This is a genomic window from Lacibacter cauensis, assembly GCF_007830055.1.
GTDB lineage: Bacteria > Bacteroidota > Bacteroidia > Chitinophagales > Chitinophagaceae > Lacibacter > Lacibacter cauensis.
Genome location: NZ_VLLE01000003.1, coordinates 677,573 through 695,233, shown reverse-complemented (window position 1 = coordinate 695,233; position 17,661 = coordinate 677,573). Strand labels below are relative to the sequence as shown.

The window sequence follows — 17,661 nt, the reverse complement described above, 5'->3', positions numbered from 1 at the left end:
ACAGCTGTGGAAAGCATTTTCCCGGCTTTTTGGCTAAAAGCCGTATTTTAGCCCGCACGGCAAGGCCGAAAGACAACTATTTTACTAATACCATAAAACAAGTAAACTATGCAATTAACAGCGTATAATGTAAAGACCAAAGAGAAAAACGTTCCTATTCTCGATGCAGTGATCACACGTACAGCGAAAGGTGGCTATATGGCACAAGGCAACGATGGCAAAGGCAATAAATTAACTTCTTTGCTGAGCGAAGCAAAAGCATTGGCTGCTATTGAAGCAGGTACTGCTAAGAAAGGTTGGGATTAATTGAAATTTCTACCATAGAAAAAGTCCTGTACAATGTGTACAGGACTTTTTTAGTGTTGCTAACTTTTATAACGGGAATCTTCGTGCAATGGCCCTTGTTACATTTTGTATGGATTGCTGAAAAGGATAATTCCAATCGGTTTGATTGGTAAAGCGTGTACTCCAAACATTATAACCCTCTTTAACCAATGCACAGCTTACAAACATATCGCTGGTACGGGCCGCACCTGTGGGTATACCAATACCCGGCACAGTACGGTTAAGAATGCCGCCTACTACATCAATGCCCAATGCCATTTCATCGCTGAGGATATGGTTTTGTGTAACCTTGGCTGACACCACCGCATCCACACCTAATATTTTCGACAGCTCCATTGGATCCATTTGCCAAACAGCTGAATCGCTGAGCCCCTTTTCTTCGAGTAATTTTTTAGTGCGTTCAGTGCTTTGAAACTGCACCTGCGAGTAACGGCGCAAACGTGTATCAACATACTGTACCAGGTCGATGTACAATGCACGGTTCAGAAATGCATTGTTTTTGGCAATCATTTCTTTTACCTGTTCGGGTGTAAGCTTTTTAGGAATGTTTCCGGTTACTTCCAGCTGTGAAGGTAAAATAGCAATGGTGCGGATATTGTACTGCTGTACACGTTCCATCATTTTTTTTCTGGCGCAGGAAGAAATAACTAAAGAAAGAGAGAGTAAGAGTAGAATATGCTTCATAAGCTTCGGTTTTAATGAACAACAACATGTCATAGGAAAAGAATCAATTGCAGTACCAAAAATAGAAAAGGCTTCCTTAAACGAAAGCCTTTATCATTGAATTAACTTAAAAAAAGTAAAATTACTTGATGAGGCGGATGCTGAATGGATAACGATATAGCACATTGTCTGCCGCCTTTACTGCTGCAATGATATGCAGTATAAATGAACCGATACCAATAGCTATAAGCATAAACACGCCTATAATCAATAAGCAAAGCGGAATACTGATCATGCAAAAAATGAATATGCTTATACCAAAATTCAACGCCTCTTTGGCATGCTCACCAACGTAACGGGAATCGTCTTTTTTTACAAGATAAATAATAAGCGGAGCCAGAATAGGAAAAAAGAGAGATAGTACATGTGTAAGAATTGCAATGGTACGTTCATCGCTGCTTACATTGGCATAAGGTACTTCACGTAAATGTGCAAAGTTTTGTTCCATGATTAAAGGTTTAATGTTTTAAAGTAATTGGTTAAAGTTTTTTGGACACAGCAACTTTGTACGATTAAAAATACTCTTTTTTTCCAGACTTCCGGATTTGGATTTTAAAACTAAATGGGTGCGTTTTTACTTTTATCCTTGCAAACAGGGTTAGTCAGCAATAAGTATTATGCGTTTACGGGCTTCTCTACCACAGCTTCGTGCATACGTGTTAGCAGGCGCAGCAAAGCTTCCATGCCATCGATATCTCTTACAACCAGGAGGAAAAGTTTACCTGTTTGCTTCAGTTGTGCCTTATTCAAAGAGGTTTGCACAAACTGCATTATGCCCTGGAATACGGCTGATTCAAAATAAGGTGAATCGGGATTGTTGATGAAGTAACAACGCAAAGTTTGTTCTTTCAGGGTCATTTTCTCAAAGCCAAGTTCTACTGCCAGCTTACGGCAACGCACAGTGGTAAACAAATCTTCCACCTGCGGAGGTATGGGGCCAAAACGATCGATGAGCTCTGTATGGAACGCAACAAGGTCTTCTTCGGTTTCACAATTATCCAATCGTGTGTACAAACTCAAACGTTCGCCAATGCTTTCAACGTATGCATCGGGAATAAGAATTTCAAGATCTGTATCAATTACACAATCCTTTACATAATTTTCCTGTTGCTGGATTTCTTCTTTAAACAGTTCACGGAACTTGGTGCGCTTCAATTCCCGAATGGCCTCATCCAGTACTTTCTGGTACATTTCGAAACCGATCTCGGCCATGAAACCACTTTGCTCACCACCCAGCATATTACCTGCACCACGAATATCCAAATCACGCATGGCAATCTGGAAACCACTACCTAACTCACTATGCTGCTCCAAGGTTTGTAATCGCTTGCGGCTATCGTTGGGCAACGTACTCATAGGTGGTGCCAGCAGATAACAGAATGCTTTTTTATTGCTTCGACCAACACGTCCACGTAACTGGTGCAGATCACTTAAACCAAACTGGTGCGCATTGTTAACCATGATCGTATTCACGTTAGGAATATCTACACCACTTTCTACAATGTTTGTACAAACCAGTACATCGTATTTTTTATCGATGAAGTCGAAGATGCGTTCTTCCAATTCATGACCTTCCATTTGTCCGTGTGCAAAACCAATACTCAAGTCGGGGCACAAACGCTGAATAATAGCCGCCATCTCTGCTAACCCTGCAATCCGGTTATGGATGAAGAATACCTGGCCTCCACGTTCTGTTTCAAAGTAAATCGCATCACGAATGAAGTCTTCCTGGAACACCTGCACTTCTGTTTGTATCGGCTGACGGTTAGGTGGCGGCGTATTCATGATACTCAAATCTCTTGCCCCCATTAAACTGAACTGCAACGTACGTGGAATAGGTGTAGCCGTTAGCGTAAGCGAATCCACATTTGTTTTGAGCGTCTTGATCTTTTCTTTATGCCCTACCCCAAACTTCTGTTCTTCATCTACCACCAGTAAACCAAGATCTTTAAACTTCACATCTTTAGCGAGCAATGCATGTGTACCAACAATTATATCAACCTTTCCTTCCGACAGTTTCTGATAGGTTTCCTTTTTTTCTTTGGCAGTTTTGAAACGATTGACGTAATCAACCGTAACAGGAAAATCTTTTAAACGCTCTTTAAATGTTTTGTAGTGCTGGTAAGCAAGAATGGTTGTTGGCACCATTACTGCAGCCTGTTTACCATCACATACTGTTTTAAACGCTGCACGAACAGCAATTTCTGTTTTACCAAAACCAACATCGCCACATACCAAACGATCCATGGGCGATGGCGCTTCCATATCTTTCTTTACATCGGCCGTAGCCTTGCTTTGATCTGGAGTGTCTTCGTACATAAACGAAGCTTCCAGTTCTGTTTGCAGATAACTATCCGGTGAGTGCTGAAAACCTTGTTGCGCTTTACGTTGTGCATACAGCTGAATTAAATCGAATGCAATTTCTTTTACTTTCGTTTTTGTTTTTTCTTTCAGCCGCTGCCATGCATCGCTGCCGAGTTTATTGATCTTCGGTACGCTTCCTTCTTTACCAGTGTATTTTGAAATTTTATGGAGTGAATTGATGTTCACATACAAAATATCGCTGTCTTTATAGATCAAACGCACCGCTTCCTGCATTACGCCATTTACTTCTATCTTTTGTAGCCCACTGTACGTACCTACACCATGATCGATATGCGTTACATAATCGCCTGGCTGCAATTCTTTTAATGCACGAATGGTTAATGCCTTACTCTTATTATATGCCTGCTTGACTTTGTATTTATGATAACGCTGGAAAATTTCATGATCGGTATAACAAACCACTTTCAGGTCTTCATCAATAAAACCTTCATGAATCGCTAATGCAATTGGCGTGAAGGGAATCTCTGCTTTCAGATCTGCAAAGATGCTGTGCAGTCGTTCAAGTTGCTTGGGATTTTCGGCAAAGATGAATAGTTCAAATTGTTTCGCATTCCAACTTTTAAGATCGCTGATCAATAATTCGAACTGCCGGTTGAAAGCAGGTTGATGTTTGGTGTGATATTCGATTTCAAACCTGTTCTTCTCTTCAACAGAGTTCAACAAGTGCGGCTCGTAACCAAACTCAATGGTATGATGTTGCTTTATTTGCTCTTCAACAATTGCTGCAGTAATAAAATCCTGTTCGTTGAGATCAATTTTTTCCAAACGCTCATCATCATCACGTTCCTGTTTCGATACCGGCAATTTCAAAAACTGCTCCATGTCTTCTTCCATGGTGAGCAATCGTTCTTTCATTACATCAAAATCCTTCACCCACACAATCGTATTCTCCGGTAAAAATTCAAACAGTGAAACCTTCTCGCCACTTTCAAATTGTGTTTCTACATTTGGTATAATACTTACCTGCGCCAATCGTCGTTCACTCAACTGTGTTTCAGGATCGAAGATGCGGATACTGTCTACATCGTTCCCAAACAATTCGAGACGATAAGGTTTTTCATTACCAAATGAATAAATATCGAGAATACCTCCTCGTACAGCAAACTGTCCGGGCTGATACACAAAATCGGTGCGTTCAAAACCAAGATCAACGAGAAAGCCCATCATATTCTCAACGTCCAGTGTATCGTTGGTTTTAATGAGGAGCATATTACCCTGCAACTTTTTGGGTAATACCACTTTTTCAAACAAGGCATCGGGATAAGTAACCATTGCACCTACACGTTGCCCGGTAGGCATGGAAAATTTCGTCAACGCTTCCGTGCGCAACATCACATGCGATGAGTTGAGCAAACGGAAATTCTTTGGGTGCTTGAACGACGAAGGGAAATAAAACAGGTTGAGTTCTTTGGTAATACTTTCCAGTGAATTGTGGAAGTATGCAGCCTCCTCAGCATCATTAACAATAAACACATGATTGAACTGTTCCAGTGATGAGTGGTTAAAAACCGAAGCTGCCACAAACTGCGATGAGCTACCCAACAGGTTTTTGAGATAAATCCGTTGCGTTTGGGAAAAAGAAAGTCTGTCCGCCAGTTGAAAAAGGCGGGGATCATCGGTAAACTTTTTCTGCAACAACTCAAAATTCACAGGCGGTAAAGATACAAAGCCGACATTTATCTTCAACAAGAACTATTCGGTCAAAAGCTTCCGTTTTAAGCTGATATTACTTATTTTTGAGGTAATCCAAAATCTGAAAACCAGTTCCATGAAACACTTGAACCTGCTTTCACCTCTATCTGCTTCATATTTCCAAAAACATTTTCGTTTGCGTTATACAAATTTTGCAAAGCCATTGCTGCTTGCTGCAATGCTTATTGGCAGTATCCAATTTGTTCTTGCACAAAAGACAGTCACCACCATTCGCTTAAAAACAGGCAATGTTGTTGTTAAAGAAAACATGACTGTGGAAAATATTAACAACGAGTTTAAAAAGGGACGGGTTGGAGAATGGACGTATTGTCTTTTATCATTTAATGGCCCTGTTACTGCAGCTCAACAACAGTCATTAAAAAATAACGAAATTGAATTATTGCAATACCTGCCAGATAATAGTTACCAGGTTAGATTAAAAAAAACACAACAGTATTCCCAACTTTACAGCATTGGCATCAGAGCTATTTCTCAATTACCCGGATCATCGAAACTTGGCCGGGAATTAAGCCAATCAATTGCAAGCCAACAGCCTGAAACCAATCTTACGCTCAATGTACAATTATTACCCGCCGTACAATGGGCAGATGTGAAAGCACAGTTTGAAAATCTCGGTGCAGCATTAATAAAGAGTACATTCTTAAATCAAGGTTTGTTGCAAATAAGGGTTTCTGCAAAACAAATTGATGCCATCAGCCAGATACCGGCTGTAGCCTATCTCAATACAGGTAACAACCAGGTTGTGCCATTGAATCAACGTGAAAGAGGATTATTTGGATTAACCAATCTCACCGGTTCAGAAGCAGGAGGACGGAATTTAACGGGTGCAGGAATAACTGTTGGCGTGGGTGATGATTCAGATCCTATGCATCTAGATAATACAAAAAATGTATTAAACCGAAACCCAATTTATACGAGTAATATTCACGGAAGAATGGTATCTGGTGTAGTAGGCGGTGATGGATTGGTTGAAGAACGTTTTCGTGGCGTGGCACCTAAAAGTCGTTTGATCGTTGATTATTTTGATTTGATACTGGCAAAAACTCCTACTTACTTCAATGACTACGGCATGACTGTTACAAATAACTCCTATTATAATGGTCTTGCAGGCTGTATTGGCGATGGCGAATACAATGAGTTGAGTGTATTTGTAGATCAACAGATTTACAGCAATCCCTTTTTACAACATGTTTTTGCTGCAGGAAACGATGGGCAAAGAACCTGCTCGCCATTTCCTTTGTCCTTTGGTACCATAAAAAGCGGTTACCAAGCGGGTAAAAATATTTTAGATGTTGCGGATTATCATGTGGGGACAGATGCACTAAACCTTTCATCCAGTAGAGGTCCTGTAGAAGATGGAAGAATAAAGCCTGAAATTACTGCGAGTGGCGTAGCTGTAATGACCACAAGTGGCAACAACGGTTACCAAGACGCATATGGTACGAGTTTTTCCTCACCCTTCATTACTGGCGTGTGGAGTTTACTTACCGAAAGATACAAGCAACTTAACAGTAACACTCTTCCAAAATCTGCACTACTAAAGGCTGTGATTTGTAATACTGGTGATGATAGAGGAAATCCCGGTCCGGATTATAGCTATGGGTTTGGATTTATTAATCCGCGAAGAGCTGCAGAAGCTCTTGAGAATAATCGCTATTTCTCTGGTGTGCTATCGTCTGGCGGGACATACTCTCAAACAATTACAGTTCCTGCAGGCACAAAGCAAATAAAAGTAATGGTTTACTGGCACGATAGACCAGGGTCGCCTGTAGCTGCGAATGCACTAGTAAACGATATTGATTTGACGGTTATTGATGGTGCAACATCATATCAGCCATGGATTTTAAATTCCGCTCCTGCTTCAGTAAATCTTCCTGCCACCAGAGGCGCAGATCATGTCAACAATATAGAACAGGTAACAATTGATAATCCAAGCAGCAACGTAACCGTCAACCTTAGCGGATTTAATATACCTAATGGTCCACAGGAATATTTTGTTACTTATGAGTTTCTATTTGATGGTATTAAACTCGAATACCCAATTGGAGGAGAGAGACTGGCAGCAGGGCAGGATGAAGTAATTAAATGGAATGCAAACGACAACAGCACAAATACATTCACAATAGAATATTCCATTGACGATGGTGCAACGTGGATTACGATAAATAATAATGTCGCTGCAAACCAACATCGATTACGTTGGATTGGCATTCCGAACACCCCTACCAATAAAGGTAAAGTGCGTGTTACAAGAAACGGTGGCGGTGCTTCTGCCGTAACTGCCGGCAACTTTACATTACTTGAACAACCGGTTCTTACACCTTCTGTTCCATGCGAAGGTTACGTTAATCTTTCGTGGCCCGCTATTTCAGGAGCAACAGACTACGAAGTATTGCAATTGGTAGATTATGAATATGTAAGCTTAGGAACTACTACTGCAACCAGCTACAGGGTAAATGCGCTTGACAAAACAAAAACCTATTGGTTTACAGTAAGAGGGCGTATTACCGATTCAGTAGGTCAGCGTGCCGTTGCCAAAAGCATCATCCCAACTTCAACTACCCCCTGCACTGCAGCTGAGTTTGATAAGGATCTGAAAATTGACTCCTTACTTTCACCAATAAATGGACGGGTATTAACAAGTAATGCATTAACCGCTGCACATCCCGTAACAGTTCGCATTAAAAACCTCGACGATGTTGCGACCAGCGGCAGTTATACATTAACCTACCAGGTAAATGGTGGTTCAATTATTTCTGAAACATCAGCTGCAACAATTGCCGCAGGCGGTACCGTTAATTACACTTTTACAACTCCGGCAAATTTTGCAGCACCTGGCACCTATACCATTAAAGTAACGGTTAAGCAAACCGGAGACATACAAACAACTAATGACGAATTGATATATACTATCCGTCAAGTTGTAAACCCAGCAATCAGTTTACCATACACGGAAGGTTTTGAAGCTGCAGATACTTCAACTTACACCAGTAACTACTTTGCATTAACCAGTTTGCCCGCATTCGACTTTACTACTACACCCAACGGGCGTTTGCGCACTTTTGTGAACAGCGGCATTGCTGTTACAGGCGGTAAAGCATTAACGCTGGATGCTGTAAACTATACAGGCGTGTTAGCCAATAACGAAATTATTGCAACTGCGAATCTTTCTAATTACATAGCCGATCAGGGTTTACGCTTTGATTTTAGTTTTAAAAATCACGGACAGTTGAAACAACCCGGCACTGCTGTTTGGATGCGTGGTAGTGATGTTAATCCATGGATAAAAGTATACGACCTGTCTGCCAATCAAGGCAAACCTGGCGATATCAAACGAGTAAGCATCAACATCAATGAGCTTGGTCAACCGGTAAGCTCCAGTTTCCAGGTTCGGTTTGGTCAGCAAGGAACTACTTCGGCAAACAATGGCAGTTACAGCAGTGAAAGTGATGATATGGATGATGGGTTTACATTTGATGATCTGCGAATTGTAAAAGCCAACAACGATCTGCAGTTAACACAGATTGTTGCGCCCGATACGTTCCTCTGTAATGCAGGTAATACAGTTGTTACCATCAAAGTAAAAAACACTACCACTTCTGTGTACAATAATGTTCCTGTTTACTACCGCATCAATAACGGAACACCTGTAGCAGGCAGCATCAGTTCGTTACCTGCAAACACCGAAGTGAATTATACATTTACAACAACTGCCGACCTAACTGCGTTAAGAGCATATAAAGTTGATGCATGGGTACAATTACCCGGCGACAATTATCCTGTCAACGACAGTACTACAAATCAATATGTTTACAGCAGCCCGTTAGTTACCACCTTCCCTTACCTCGAACGCTTCAATAATAATAAGGGTAACTGGTTTACAGATACCTTAAGCTACAACAGCTGGCAATGGGGTGAGCCAGGAAAAACAATTATGAAACGAGCTGCCAGTGAAGGCAAAGGTTGGTTTACTACACTTAACAGTATTTACAGGCAAAACGAAAATGCATATCTCTACTCACCTTGCTTTAACCTCAGCAGCTTAACGCAACCTGTTTTAAGCTTTAGCCATATTTCACAACAGGAAGATAATTGCAACTGCGATTATCATACACTCGAATACAGCATTGATAATGGTAATACCTGGCAACGTTTATCTGCTACCAACGGTACTAATTGGTTCGACTCAACCAGTAACCAATCATGGAGAAAAAGTATTCAACGCTGGCATGTATCGAGTACAGAGGTGCCGAATGCAGCAAACATCCGTTTCCGTTTTGTATTATCAAGTGATGAGTTGACAGAATATGAAGGCGTGGGTATTGATGACATCCACATCTTTGATAAAGCAACCGTGTATACCGGTACTGATGTTTTAAATAACAGCCAAACAGTGTCCGGAAATAACTGGGTGCATTTTAACAGTGGCGGTAACCGTATTGCTTCAATCCATCCTTTAGGTCAGAATCTTGGTACTACGAATGTGAGTGTTTACATCAACACCAATCCCGTGCGTTACATGAACAATCAGTATTATCTCGATCGTAATCTTGTTATCAGTTCTGCAAATGCACCAACCGATAGTGTATTGGTTCGCTTCTACTTTACAGAACAGGAAGTAAACAGATTGCTATCTGCCACAAGCTGTACAGGCTGTACGAAGTTTTCTGATGCATTCCTGGCTGCTGTTACCAAATACAGCGGTTATGCTTCATTCGAAAATGGTTTACTCAACGATGGTACAGATGGAACATTCCTGTTCATTGATTCAGGTAAAGTTGATGTAGTGCCATTTAACAATGGCTATTATGCGGAATTTAAAGTGAAGAGTTTTTCTGAGTTCTGGATCAATGCTGTGGATATGGGTTTAGCGCAACTTGTAACGGATGTAAACGATGTTCCTGAAACCGGCATATTTATTAAGAATGCATTCCCCGACGAAGCAGGAAACTTAATGATTGCTGTGGGCAATAAACCACAAGTACGTTCAATGACAGTTCGTATTGTAAACAGCATTGGCCAGGAAATGAAGCTTGTACAAACATCCTACAGCGATACCAAGGTAGATATGAGCCAGCTGCCAAAGGGTATCTACTTTGTAGAAATAAGAGATGCAAAAGGAAAAGATAAGTACACGAAAAAGATCACAAAGGGCAAATAATAAACCCGCAAACATACAAGCATAAAAAAAAGAGCCTAATGGCTCTTTTTTTTTATTTCTTATTTGATTATCCGATTTTACCAAGAGGAATTTTTCTAACCTTTTCATCATCCTCTTCATCTATTCTTGTAACTGGATAAGGAATTTTTGCTTTTTCGAGAGTTTCCTTCAACTGCTTATTGGCTTTAGCATACTGTAAAATTTCCTGGTGTGCTGCAAGCATTTCTTCTTCTACTTCCAAGATGCGTTTTTCCTTCGCTTTTACATTTTTACGCCCATACAGAAAGCCGATGAATATAAAAACAGCAGTTAATGCACCGAAAAGAACTACGTGAATTTGAAGGGTCGATTGTGTTAGGCCAAAGATTTCACCTGGTATGAAACCTAGGATTTCAAGGGTTAATTGAGTAAGGTCTATCATTTCTTCCTAAGGTTTAGTTCAATAACATGGCAATTTGCCTGTATTGATTTGGGTATGCTAATAAATAAAGCGCTCGGGCGGCAAATTAGTTCACTTCTGCCAATTATGCAATATAATTGAGAATAAATTGTTTAACGGCAGTTGCGGGAATTCGCTCCTGCACCAATGTATCCCTGTTGCGGATTGTAACCGTGCCATCTTCTTTTGTTTGATGATCGACGGTAACACAGAACGGCGTACCAATTGCATCCTGCCTGCGGTAGCGCTTACCAATAGCATCTTTCTCTTCATAAAAACATGCAAAATGCGGACGGCATTCTTTTACGATTTCTTCAGCCAGTTCCGGCAATCCGTCTTTTTTAGTAAGTGGAAACACTGCCAGTTTGATAGGTGCAATTTTGGCAGGTAACCGCAAAACTGTACGCATATCTGTTTTACCTTCTTCTGCGGTAGGCACTTCTTCCTCATGATAAGCATTGCTTAAAACGGTGAGGAACAAACGATCCAGACCAACAGAGGTTTCCACCACATAAGGAATATAATTGCCATAAGGTTTACCTTCTGCATTCAGATCATTATCGAAATACTGCATTTTCTTTTTGCTGAACTCCTGGTGGCGGCGAAGATCATAGTCGGTTCTTGAGTGGATTCCTTCCAGTTCTTTCCATCCAAACGGAAATTCAAACTCAATATCTACCGCTGCGTTTGCATAGTGCGCCAGTTTTACGTGGTCGTGGAAACGGAGCTTTTCAGCAGGTAAGCCCAGATCTTTATGCCACTGCAAACGGGTTTCTTTCCATTTTGCATACCAATCGAGTTCCGTACCGGGGCGTACGAAAAACTGCATTTCCATTTGTTCAAACTCCCGCATACGGAAGATGAACTGGCGGGCCACAATTTCGTTTCGAAAAGCCTTTCCTGTTTGTGCAATACCAAACGGTATTTTCATACGGCCGGTCTTTTGCACATTAAGGAAGTTGACGAAAATACCCTGTGCCGTTTCGGGGCGGAGGTATACAATATTATCTTCCGGGTTATCGCTGCTTACAGCGCCAAACTCGGTGGAGAACATGAGGTTGAATTGGCGCACATCGGTCCAGTTAGCAGTACCGCTTACCGAACATTTGATCTTATTGTCTTCAATCAGATGTTTAATGCCGGTAAAATCATCGGCCGCTAACAACTGTTCCATTTTTGTAATGAGGGCTGCTCCCTGATCTGCAGATAATGTTTCTGCAAAACCTTCAATTAAATGATCTACACGGTAGCGCTTTTTGCTGTCCTTGTTATCAATCATCGGATCGCTGAAATTATCTACGTGGCCGCTGGCCTTCCAGGTAGTAGGATGCATAAAAATAGCCGCATCAATACCTACAATATTGTCGTGCAGCTGAGTCATACTCTTCCACCAGAAATCACGGATGTTCTTTTTCAGCTGCGATCCGTACTGGCCGTAATCATATACCGCACTTAAACCATCGTAAATTTCTGATGACTGGAAAATATAGCCATACTCTTTAGCGTGAGAGATAATGTTTGCAAAAAGCTTTTCGTTCGCCATGTTCGCTGTTTTTGAAGGTGGGCAAAGATAAGCGTTTGCAGTCGCAAGACGAAGGAACAGCAGCAAGAAACAAAAGCCAATTTTGGAACCCAGGTGTTATTTCAACTTTTCATTTTCCTGATGCCGATTGGCATCCCTTATGTTTTTCTTCTCAAAATTCTTTTGCAGGGCTTCGGTTAAATCAACACCGGTTTGATTGGCGAGGCAAATCAGCACCCACAGCACATCAGCCATTTCATCACTCAGTTCCCTGCCTTTATCGCTTTCTTTAAACGATTGTTCGCCGTATTTGCGTACCATCAACCTCGACAGCTCACCCACTTCTTCCATTAAAATACCAAGGTTGGTCAATTCATTAAAGTAGCGTACACCAACAGTTTTGATCCATTGGTCCACATCAGTCTGTGCCTGCTTTAGTGTTATGTCTATACTCATTATCGTATCATTTATCCATTATAAATTATTCATTACTCCTTATTCTTCGTATCAATTACAATTGTAACCGGGCCATCGTTCAGCAACTCCACTTTCATATCAGCACCAAACACGCCGGTCTGTATTTTTCTACCCAGTTCCTTTTCCAGTTGTACAATCATTTTTTCATACATCGGTACCGCAAAATCGGGTTTGCTAGCTTTGATGTATGATGGGCGGTTTCCTTTTTTTGTTGATGCATGCAAGGTAAACTGGCTTACCAATAAAACATCACCTGCCACATCTTTTACGCTCAGGTTCATTACGCCATTCTCATCATCAAAAATGCGCAGGTTCACAATTTTTGAAGAAAGCCACTCCAGATCCTCTGTTGTATCTGCATCTTCAATACCAACTAATACCAGTAATCCTTTTTCAATGGCGCCGGTAATTTGTCCATCAACTTTAACAGATGCATGTGCCGTTCGTTGCAGTACCGCTCTCATAATTTCTCTATTTGGTTGTACATTCGAAAACCGAAAATACAACGCTTCGGGTTTGATGTATGATAAAAGATGTGAGCAGCGAAATTCAATTTCAGACTGCACGTAGCGGCGGTGCCGGCGGACAAAATGTAAACAAGGTAGAAACAATGGTGATGGGCTATTGGCCCGTTGCAGCATCGGCTTTGTTTACCGATGTGCAGAAACAATTGCTGCTGGAAAAACTCAGCAACCGCATCAACAAAGAAGGGATGCTGCTGGTAAAAAGCCAGGTACACCGCACCCAGCAAAGCAATAAAGAAGAAGTAATCCGAAAGATCAACGAACTGATTGCAACTGCACTTACGCCAAAGAAAGCACGCATTGCCAGCAAACCTTCCAGGGCCGCAAAAGAAAAACGCATTGAGAGTAAGAAAAAACTGGGCGACCAAAAACAAAACCGGCGGAAAATTCGTTTATCAGATCTTTAAACATGCTGAAAAGAAACACCATACTCCTTATTACAATTTTCATTGTTCTGTTCGTTTGGGTAATGGAAGGCTGCCGTAAAAACAAGCTGGAGTTAACGACTTATCCTGTTTCTGTTCCTGCACATTTTCCTGCTACCGATTACTACCAACGTAAACCCATTTACAAAGAAGGTTTTGAATTAGGCCGACGTTTGTTTTACGATACCCGTTTTTCGAAAGACGGCACTATTTCCTGCGGCTCCTGCCACGAACAGGTGGCAGCGTTTGGAACATTCAATCACGACTTAAGCCATGGTGTAAATGGGGAGCATGGCATCCGCAATGCCATGAGTTTGTTTAACCTTGCCTGGCAAACCAATTTTGGATGGGATGGAAAATATAATTCCGTAGAAGATGTGTACACAGCGCACATCAACAGCCGCATTGAGTTTGGCGAAAATATTACCAGCATCATTAATAAACTAAAGGCCGACAACCGCTATCCGCAACAGTTTGCACAAGCATTTGGCACAACTGAAATAAACCAGCAACGTATTTACGCTGCGTTAACGCAATTTATTTCTGTTTTCGTCAGTGCCAATACAAAATACGATTCGGTAAAACAAGGACTGGCTTCGTTTACCGTTAGTGAACAAACAGGCTACAATGTTTTTTTAAGCAAGTGCAACAGTTGCCATACCGAACCGCTTTTTACCAATAACAGTTACCGCAATAGTGGTTTACCGGTTACTGCATTAAACGATTTTGGACGGATGCGTGTAACCAACAACAAATTCGATTCGCTGAAGTTTCGTGTACCCTCTTTACGCAACCTGTTTAAAAGTTATCCGTTTATGCACGATGGAAGGTTTGTTGCATTTTCGCAGGTGTTCGATCATTACCAAACAGGTGTTCAGCAAAGTGCAACACTTGATCCGTTACTCAGCAGCGGCATTTCTCTTTCAACCAACGAACGCAATGCGTTGGTAGACTTTTTGCGTACATTAACCGATAACAATTTTACCGGCAACAGCAGCTTTACTGCACCGCAATAAAAAACCCCGGCTTTACCGGGGCTATAAAAAAAGATCGCTTAAATTTTTCGTTTGGCTCTTAACACATCCAATGCCTTTTTCTGATTCTCTACTTCCGCTTTTTGCTTTTCGATATTCTTCTTGTTCTCTTCCATATCTTCCTGCAATTTGCGTAAGCGCTTTTCCAAACTCACACTTTCATCTTCGTAATCTTTCAGCTTCTTTTCGGTAGACTTTACTTTGTCTTCCTGGCCTTTAATTTCCACTTCCAGCGATTGTGCTTCTGCTAACGGAATAAATCCAAGACAGTACTGTTTTATTTTAGCAATTAACACCGGATCATCTGTTGATTTTATATAATTCTCATTGCTGCGTGTTACAATAAAATACACAACGCTTTCATCTTTTTCCTTGCGGCTTTTGCGTTCTACTTTCAATAACAGATCAAACGCTTCTTCCATTATTTCGGGAATGCGCACTGTTTTATACGTATACACTCCTTTACTTTCTTTCGCACTGTAACCCATTTGGCTGAATTTTTGCCGTATGGCATCTTCAGTTACAGAGGCCGTGTAAGGTACTTCGGTAATAATAGCAGGGATCTTTTTCTTCTGTACTTCCAGTTCGCCAAAGTTTTGCGCCTGCAGACCAACAACTGCAGAAAAAAGGGCAACTAAAAAGAGTAGCTGTTTTTTCATATAAACTTATTTTGTGAACCGAAGATAGAAAACAATACAGATCAGTTGCATGATTATGGAATGATGTTTCCCTATTTTTACAAATCGTAATTATCCTTACTTGAGCAGCGTAAAAAAATTAGCCGGACAAACTTTATGGTATGGGTTACCCACAATCGCAAGCCGGTTTCTGGGTTATTTAATGAACATGGCATTGCCGTTCATTTTTGCACAGCCATCTGTTACGGCCGATCTTACACAGGTTTATGCTATCATTCCTTTTTTAAGCATCGTCTTTACATACGGTGTAGAAACAGCTTACTTTCGTTACTCGAACGAGAAGGACCGCACCGCTCTTTACAACACCTTAAGTCTTTCCATCTTTGGTACAACAATTCTGTTTTCGGTTCTTTTATATTTTTTCCGGGATAGTATTGCCGGCGCAGCTGGCTTAAACGATCACCCGGAATATATTACCTGGATGTTAGCGATTCTGTTCTTAGACACATTAGCTACTTTGCCGTTTGCCCGGCTTCGTCAGGAAAACCGCCCGAAGAAATATGCTTTTGTAAGAGTAGCGGGCATTGTGGTAAACATCCTCATCGTGTTTACGTTTCTAGGCTTTCTTCCGTCGTATGTAAAAGATCATCCGGATGGTTTCATTGGCACTTTTTATAACAAAGAAATCGGCATTGGCTACTATCTCATCGGTAATTTATGCGGCAGCCTGTTTACTTTTTTATTGTTGTGGAAAGAATGGAAGCAGATCCGTTTCAACTTCGATGGCGGTTTGTGGAAAGAAGTAATGAACTACAGCTATCCGCTCATTATTGTTGGACTGGGTGGCATGATCAACGATATGCTCAGTCGGCTTGTGTATCAGCATGTGGTTGATTTACCAAAGGAACAAGCCAAAAATGAGCTGGGCATTTTTGCCAATATCTATCGTATTGCTGTGCTCATCACCATCATGATACAGGCATTTCGTATGGCAGCCGAGCCTTTCTTTTTTAACCGGGCCAAAGATGAAGATGCCCCACGTACCTACGCACGGGTAATGAAGTTTTTTGTCATTGCCTGCTGCTTTATGTTTCTCGGCATCGGCTTATATCTGGATGTGTTGAAATGGATCATTACATTAAAATCAAAAGCCTGGGGCGAAGGCATGAACGTGGTGTTGCTGCTGGCCATGGGCAACATTTTCCTGGGCATCTATTATAACCTCAGCGTTTGGTACAAGCTCACCAATAAAAACATGTACGGAGCAGTCATTACAATTGCCGGTGCGGTAGTAACTGTACTGCTCAACATTTTGTTGATTCCGAAATTTCATTACTGGGGTGCAGCCATTGCAACCTTCAGCTGCTATTTTTTAATGATGGTAAGCAGTTATGTATTGGGGCAGAGACATTATCCCATACCATATGCCCGTAAAAAAATCATCAGCTACCTTGTTGTGGTAACACTACTTGTATTGCTGCACAAACTCATTCTGCTGTTGTATGCGCCACTCTGGTTCAGTATTGTTACCGGCACACTGTTGCTTGGCTGCTTTACTTGGCTGGTATTGCAGGTAGAACGGAAAGAGCTGCAAGGCTTACCCTACATTGGCAGACTTATCTCATCACGTTAAAAACGGATTATACTTCTTTTCGTAACCAATGGTTGTCGGTTGTCCATGACCGCTATACACGATCGTTTCATCGGGTAACACAAACAACTGGGTTCGTATGCTGTTGAGCAAGGTTTCGTGGTTACCTCCCGGCAAATCGGTTCGGCCAATACTTTGCCGGAACAACACATCGCCACCAATAACAAAACCCTGGGCTTCGCAATAAAAACACACATGGCCGGGGGCATGGCCTGGGGCAAACAATATCTTCAGCTTATCGGCATCCAGCAAAATTTCATCGCCTTCGTTCAACCAATGCAGCGGTCCGTTGTAATTATCAAAAGGCAGGTTCCACATTAAACCACTGGCCGGGGCAAAGTCTAATACCTGTTTTTCGTTGGGGTGCAGGTGCAGCTCCAGGCCGTATTGCTCATGTACCCATTTGTTACCAAACACATGGTCGAGGTGGCAATGGGTGTTGAGCAGTTTTACAGGGGTAAGTTTATTCTGGTGAAGAAAACGGGCCAGCTCTTCCCGCTCTTCATCAAAATAACAGCCGGGATCTATAATGAATGCATGCCCCTGTTCGTTATAGATTACGTATGTATTTTCCTGAACGGGGCTGAATGTAAAAGCTTTAACAGTGAACATGGATTGATTTTT

Annotated in this window: 14 protein-coding genes; 5 read left to right on the top strand and 9 right to left on the bottom strand. The window is 41.5% G+C overall.

Annotated elements, in window-relative coordinates; translation table 11 throughout:
- The first annotated feature begins 108 nt into the window (after positions 1-108).
- Complete coding sequence (locus IQ13_RS08260; RefSeq protein ID WP_129131270.1) at positions 109-306, top strand: hypothetical protein; 198 nt, start codon at positions 109-111, stop codon at positions 304-306.
- A gap of 66 nt (positions 307-372) precedes the next feature.
- Here the strand turns inward: IQ13_RS08260 and IQ13_RS08255 are convergent, their stop codons facing one another.
- The 3 genes from IQ13_RS08255 to mfd form a co-directional block, all read right to left on the bottom strand.
- Positions 373-1,029: a hypothetical protein gene (locus IQ13_RS08255; protein ID WP_144885832.1), complete on the bottom strand. Its 657-nt coding sequence runs from the start codon at positions 1,027-1,029 to the stop codon at positions 373-375.
- A 121-nt stretch (positions 1,030-1,150) separates the two neighbouring features.
- Positions 1,151-1,516 carry a DUF4870 domain-containing protein gene (locus tag IQ13_RS08250; protein ID WP_144885830.1) on the bottom strand — a complete coding sequence of 122 codons (366 nt, stop codon included), beginning with the start codon at positions 1,514-1,516 and terminating at the stop codon, positions 1,151-1,153.
- A 167-nt stretch (positions 1,517-1,683) separates the two neighbouring features.
- Positions 1,684-5,139 carry a transcription-repair coupling factor gene (mfd, locus tag IQ13_RS08245; protein WP_242009501.1) on the bottom strand — a complete coding sequence of 1,152 codons (3,456 nt, stop codon included), beginning with the start codon at positions 5,137-5,139 and terminating at the stop codon, positions 1,684-1,686.
- Positions 5,140-5,281: 142 nt separating this feature from the next.
- Here mfd and IQ13_RS08240 point away from each other — a divergent pair, with 142 nt between their 5' ends.
- Positions 5,282-10,327 carry a S8 family serine peptidase gene (locus IQ13_RS08240; protein ID WP_158637352.1) on the top strand — a complete coding sequence of 1,682 codons (5,046 nt, stop codon included), beginning with the start codon at positions 5,282-5,284 and terminating at the stop codon, positions 10,325-10,327.
- Between the two features lie 67 nt (positions 10,328-10,394).
- On the opposite strand, the gene IQ13_RS08235 is transcribed toward IQ13_RS08240, so the two are convergent.
- From IQ13_RS08235 to dtd, 4 genes are all read right to left on the bottom strand, one after another.
- The gene (locus IQ13_RS08235; RefSeq protein ID WP_144885826.1) at positions 10,395-10,748 is read right to left on the bottom strand and encodes a hypothetical protein; all 354 of its coding nucleotides are present in this window, start codon (positions 10,746-10,748) and stop codon (positions 10,395-10,397) included.
- A gap of 103 nt (positions 10,749-10,851) precedes the next feature.
- Positions 10,852-12,309 carry a glycine--tRNA ligase gene (locus tag IQ13_RS08230; protein ID WP_144885824.1) on the bottom strand — a complete coding sequence of 486 codons (1,458 nt, stop codon included), beginning with the start codon at positions 12,307-12,309 and terminating at the stop codon, positions 10,852-10,854.
- Positions 12,310-12,405: 96 nt separating this feature from the next.
- Positions 12,406-12,744 (bottom strand): nucleotide pyrophosphohydrolase, encoded by a 339-nt coding sequence (locus tag IQ13_RS08225; protein WP_144885822.1) that lies wholly within the window; start codon positions 12,742-12,744, stop codon positions 12,406-12,408.
- A 32-nt stretch (positions 12,745-12,776) separates the two neighbouring features.
- Positions 12,777-13,229 carry a D-aminoacyl-tRNA deacylase gene (gene dtd, locus IQ13_RS08220; protein ID WP_144885820.1) on the bottom strand — a complete coding sequence of 151 codons (453 nt, stop codon included), beginning with the start codon at positions 13,227-13,229 and terminating at the stop codon, positions 12,777-12,779.
- A gap of 59 nt (positions 13,230-13,288) precedes the next feature.
- Between dtd and arfB the strand changes: the two genes are divergently transcribed.
- Both arfB and IQ13_RS08210 read left to right on the top strand, forming a co-directional pair.
- Positions 13,289-13,696 carry an alternative ribosome rescue aminoacyl-tRNA hydrolase ArfB gene (gene arfB / locus IQ13_RS08215; protein WP_144885818.1) on the top strand — a complete coding sequence of 136 codons (408 nt, stop codon included), beginning with the start codon at positions 13,289-13,291 and terminating at the stop codon, positions 13,694-13,696.
- Between the two features lie 2 nt (positions 13,697-13,698).
- Positions 13,699-14,730 (top strand): cytochrome-c peroxidase, encoded by a 1,032-nt coding sequence (locus IQ13_RS08210; protein ID WP_144885816.1) that lies wholly within the window; start codon positions 13,699-13,701, stop codon positions 14,728-14,730.
- A gap of 38 nt (positions 14,731-14,768) precedes the next feature.
- Here IQ13_RS08210 and IQ13_RS08205 read toward each other — a convergent pair whose 3' ends face one another.
- On the bottom strand, positions 14,769-15,407 hold the full coding sequence (locus tag IQ13_RS08205) for a hypothetical protein (RefSeq protein WP_144885815.1): 639 nt from the start codon (positions 15,405-15,407) through the stop codon (positions 14,769-14,771).
- 100 nt (positions 15,408-15,507) lie between these two features.
- Between IQ13_RS08205 and IQ13_RS08200 the strand changes: the two genes are divergently transcribed.
- The gene (locus IQ13_RS08200) at positions 15,508-17,019 is read left to right on the top strand and encodes an oligosaccharide flippase family protein (protein ID WP_144885813.1); all 1,512 of its coding nucleotides are present in this window, start codon (positions 15,508-15,510) and stop codon (positions 17,017-17,019) included.
- On the opposite strand, the gene IQ13_RS08195 is transcribed toward IQ13_RS08200, so the two are convergent.
- Positions 17,011-17,649: an MBL fold metallo-hydrolase gene (locus IQ13_RS08195; RefSeq protein ID WP_144885811.1), complete on the bottom strand. Its 639-nt coding sequence runs from the start codon at positions 17,647-17,649 to the stop codon at positions 17,011-17,013. The two genes, IQ13_RS08200 and IQ13_RS08195, sit on opposite strands and share 9 nt — an antisense overlap.
- Positions 17,650-17,661 lie beyond the last annotated feature (12 nt).

Bases quoted from the DNA above. Each gene is read 5' to 3' on its own strand.
- IQ13_RS08195 (WP_144885811.1), bottom strand. From the start codon at position 17,649: ATGTTCACTGTTAAAGCTTTTACATTCAGCCCCGTTCAGGAAAATACA.
- IQ13_RS08225 (WP_144885822.1), bottom strand. From the start codon at position 12,744: ATGAGTATAGACATAACACTAAAGCAGGCACAGACTGATGTGGACCAA.
- IQ13_RS08260 (WP_129131270.1), top strand. From the start codon at position 109: ATGCAATTAACAGCGTATAATGTAAAGACCAAAGAGAAAAACGTTCCT.
- IQ13_RS08235 (WP_144885826.1), bottom strand. From the start codon at position 10,748: ATGATAGACCTTACTCAATTAACCCTTGAAATCCTAGGTTTCATACCA.
- IQ13_RS08250 (WP_144885830.1), bottom strand. From the start codon at position 1,516: ATGGAACAAAACTTTGCACATTTACGTGAAGTACCTTATGCCAATGTA.
- dtd (WP_144885820.1), bottom strand. From the start codon at position 13,229: ATGAGAGCGGTACTGCAACGAACGGCACATGCATCTGTTAAAGTTGAT.
- IQ13_RS08255 (WP_144885832.1), bottom strand. From the start codon at position 1,029: ATGAAGCATATTCTACTCTTACTCTCTCTTTCTTTAGTTATTTCTTCC.
- IQ13_RS08205 (WP_144885815.1), bottom strand. From the start codon at position 15,407: ATGAAAAAACAGCTACTCTTTTTAGTTGCCCTTTTTTCTGCAGTTGTT.
- arfB (WP_144885818.1), top strand. From the start codon at position 13,289: ATGATAAAAGATGTGAGCAGCGAAATTCAATTTCAGACTGCACGTAGC.
- IQ13_RS08210 (WP_144885816.1), top strand. From the start codon at position 13,699: ATGCTGAAAAGAAACACCATACTCCTTATTACAATTTTCATTGTTCTG.
- IQ13_RS08230 (WP_144885824.1), bottom strand. From the start codon at position 12,309: ATGGCGAACGAAAAGCTTTTTGCAAACATTATCTCTCACGCTAAAGAG.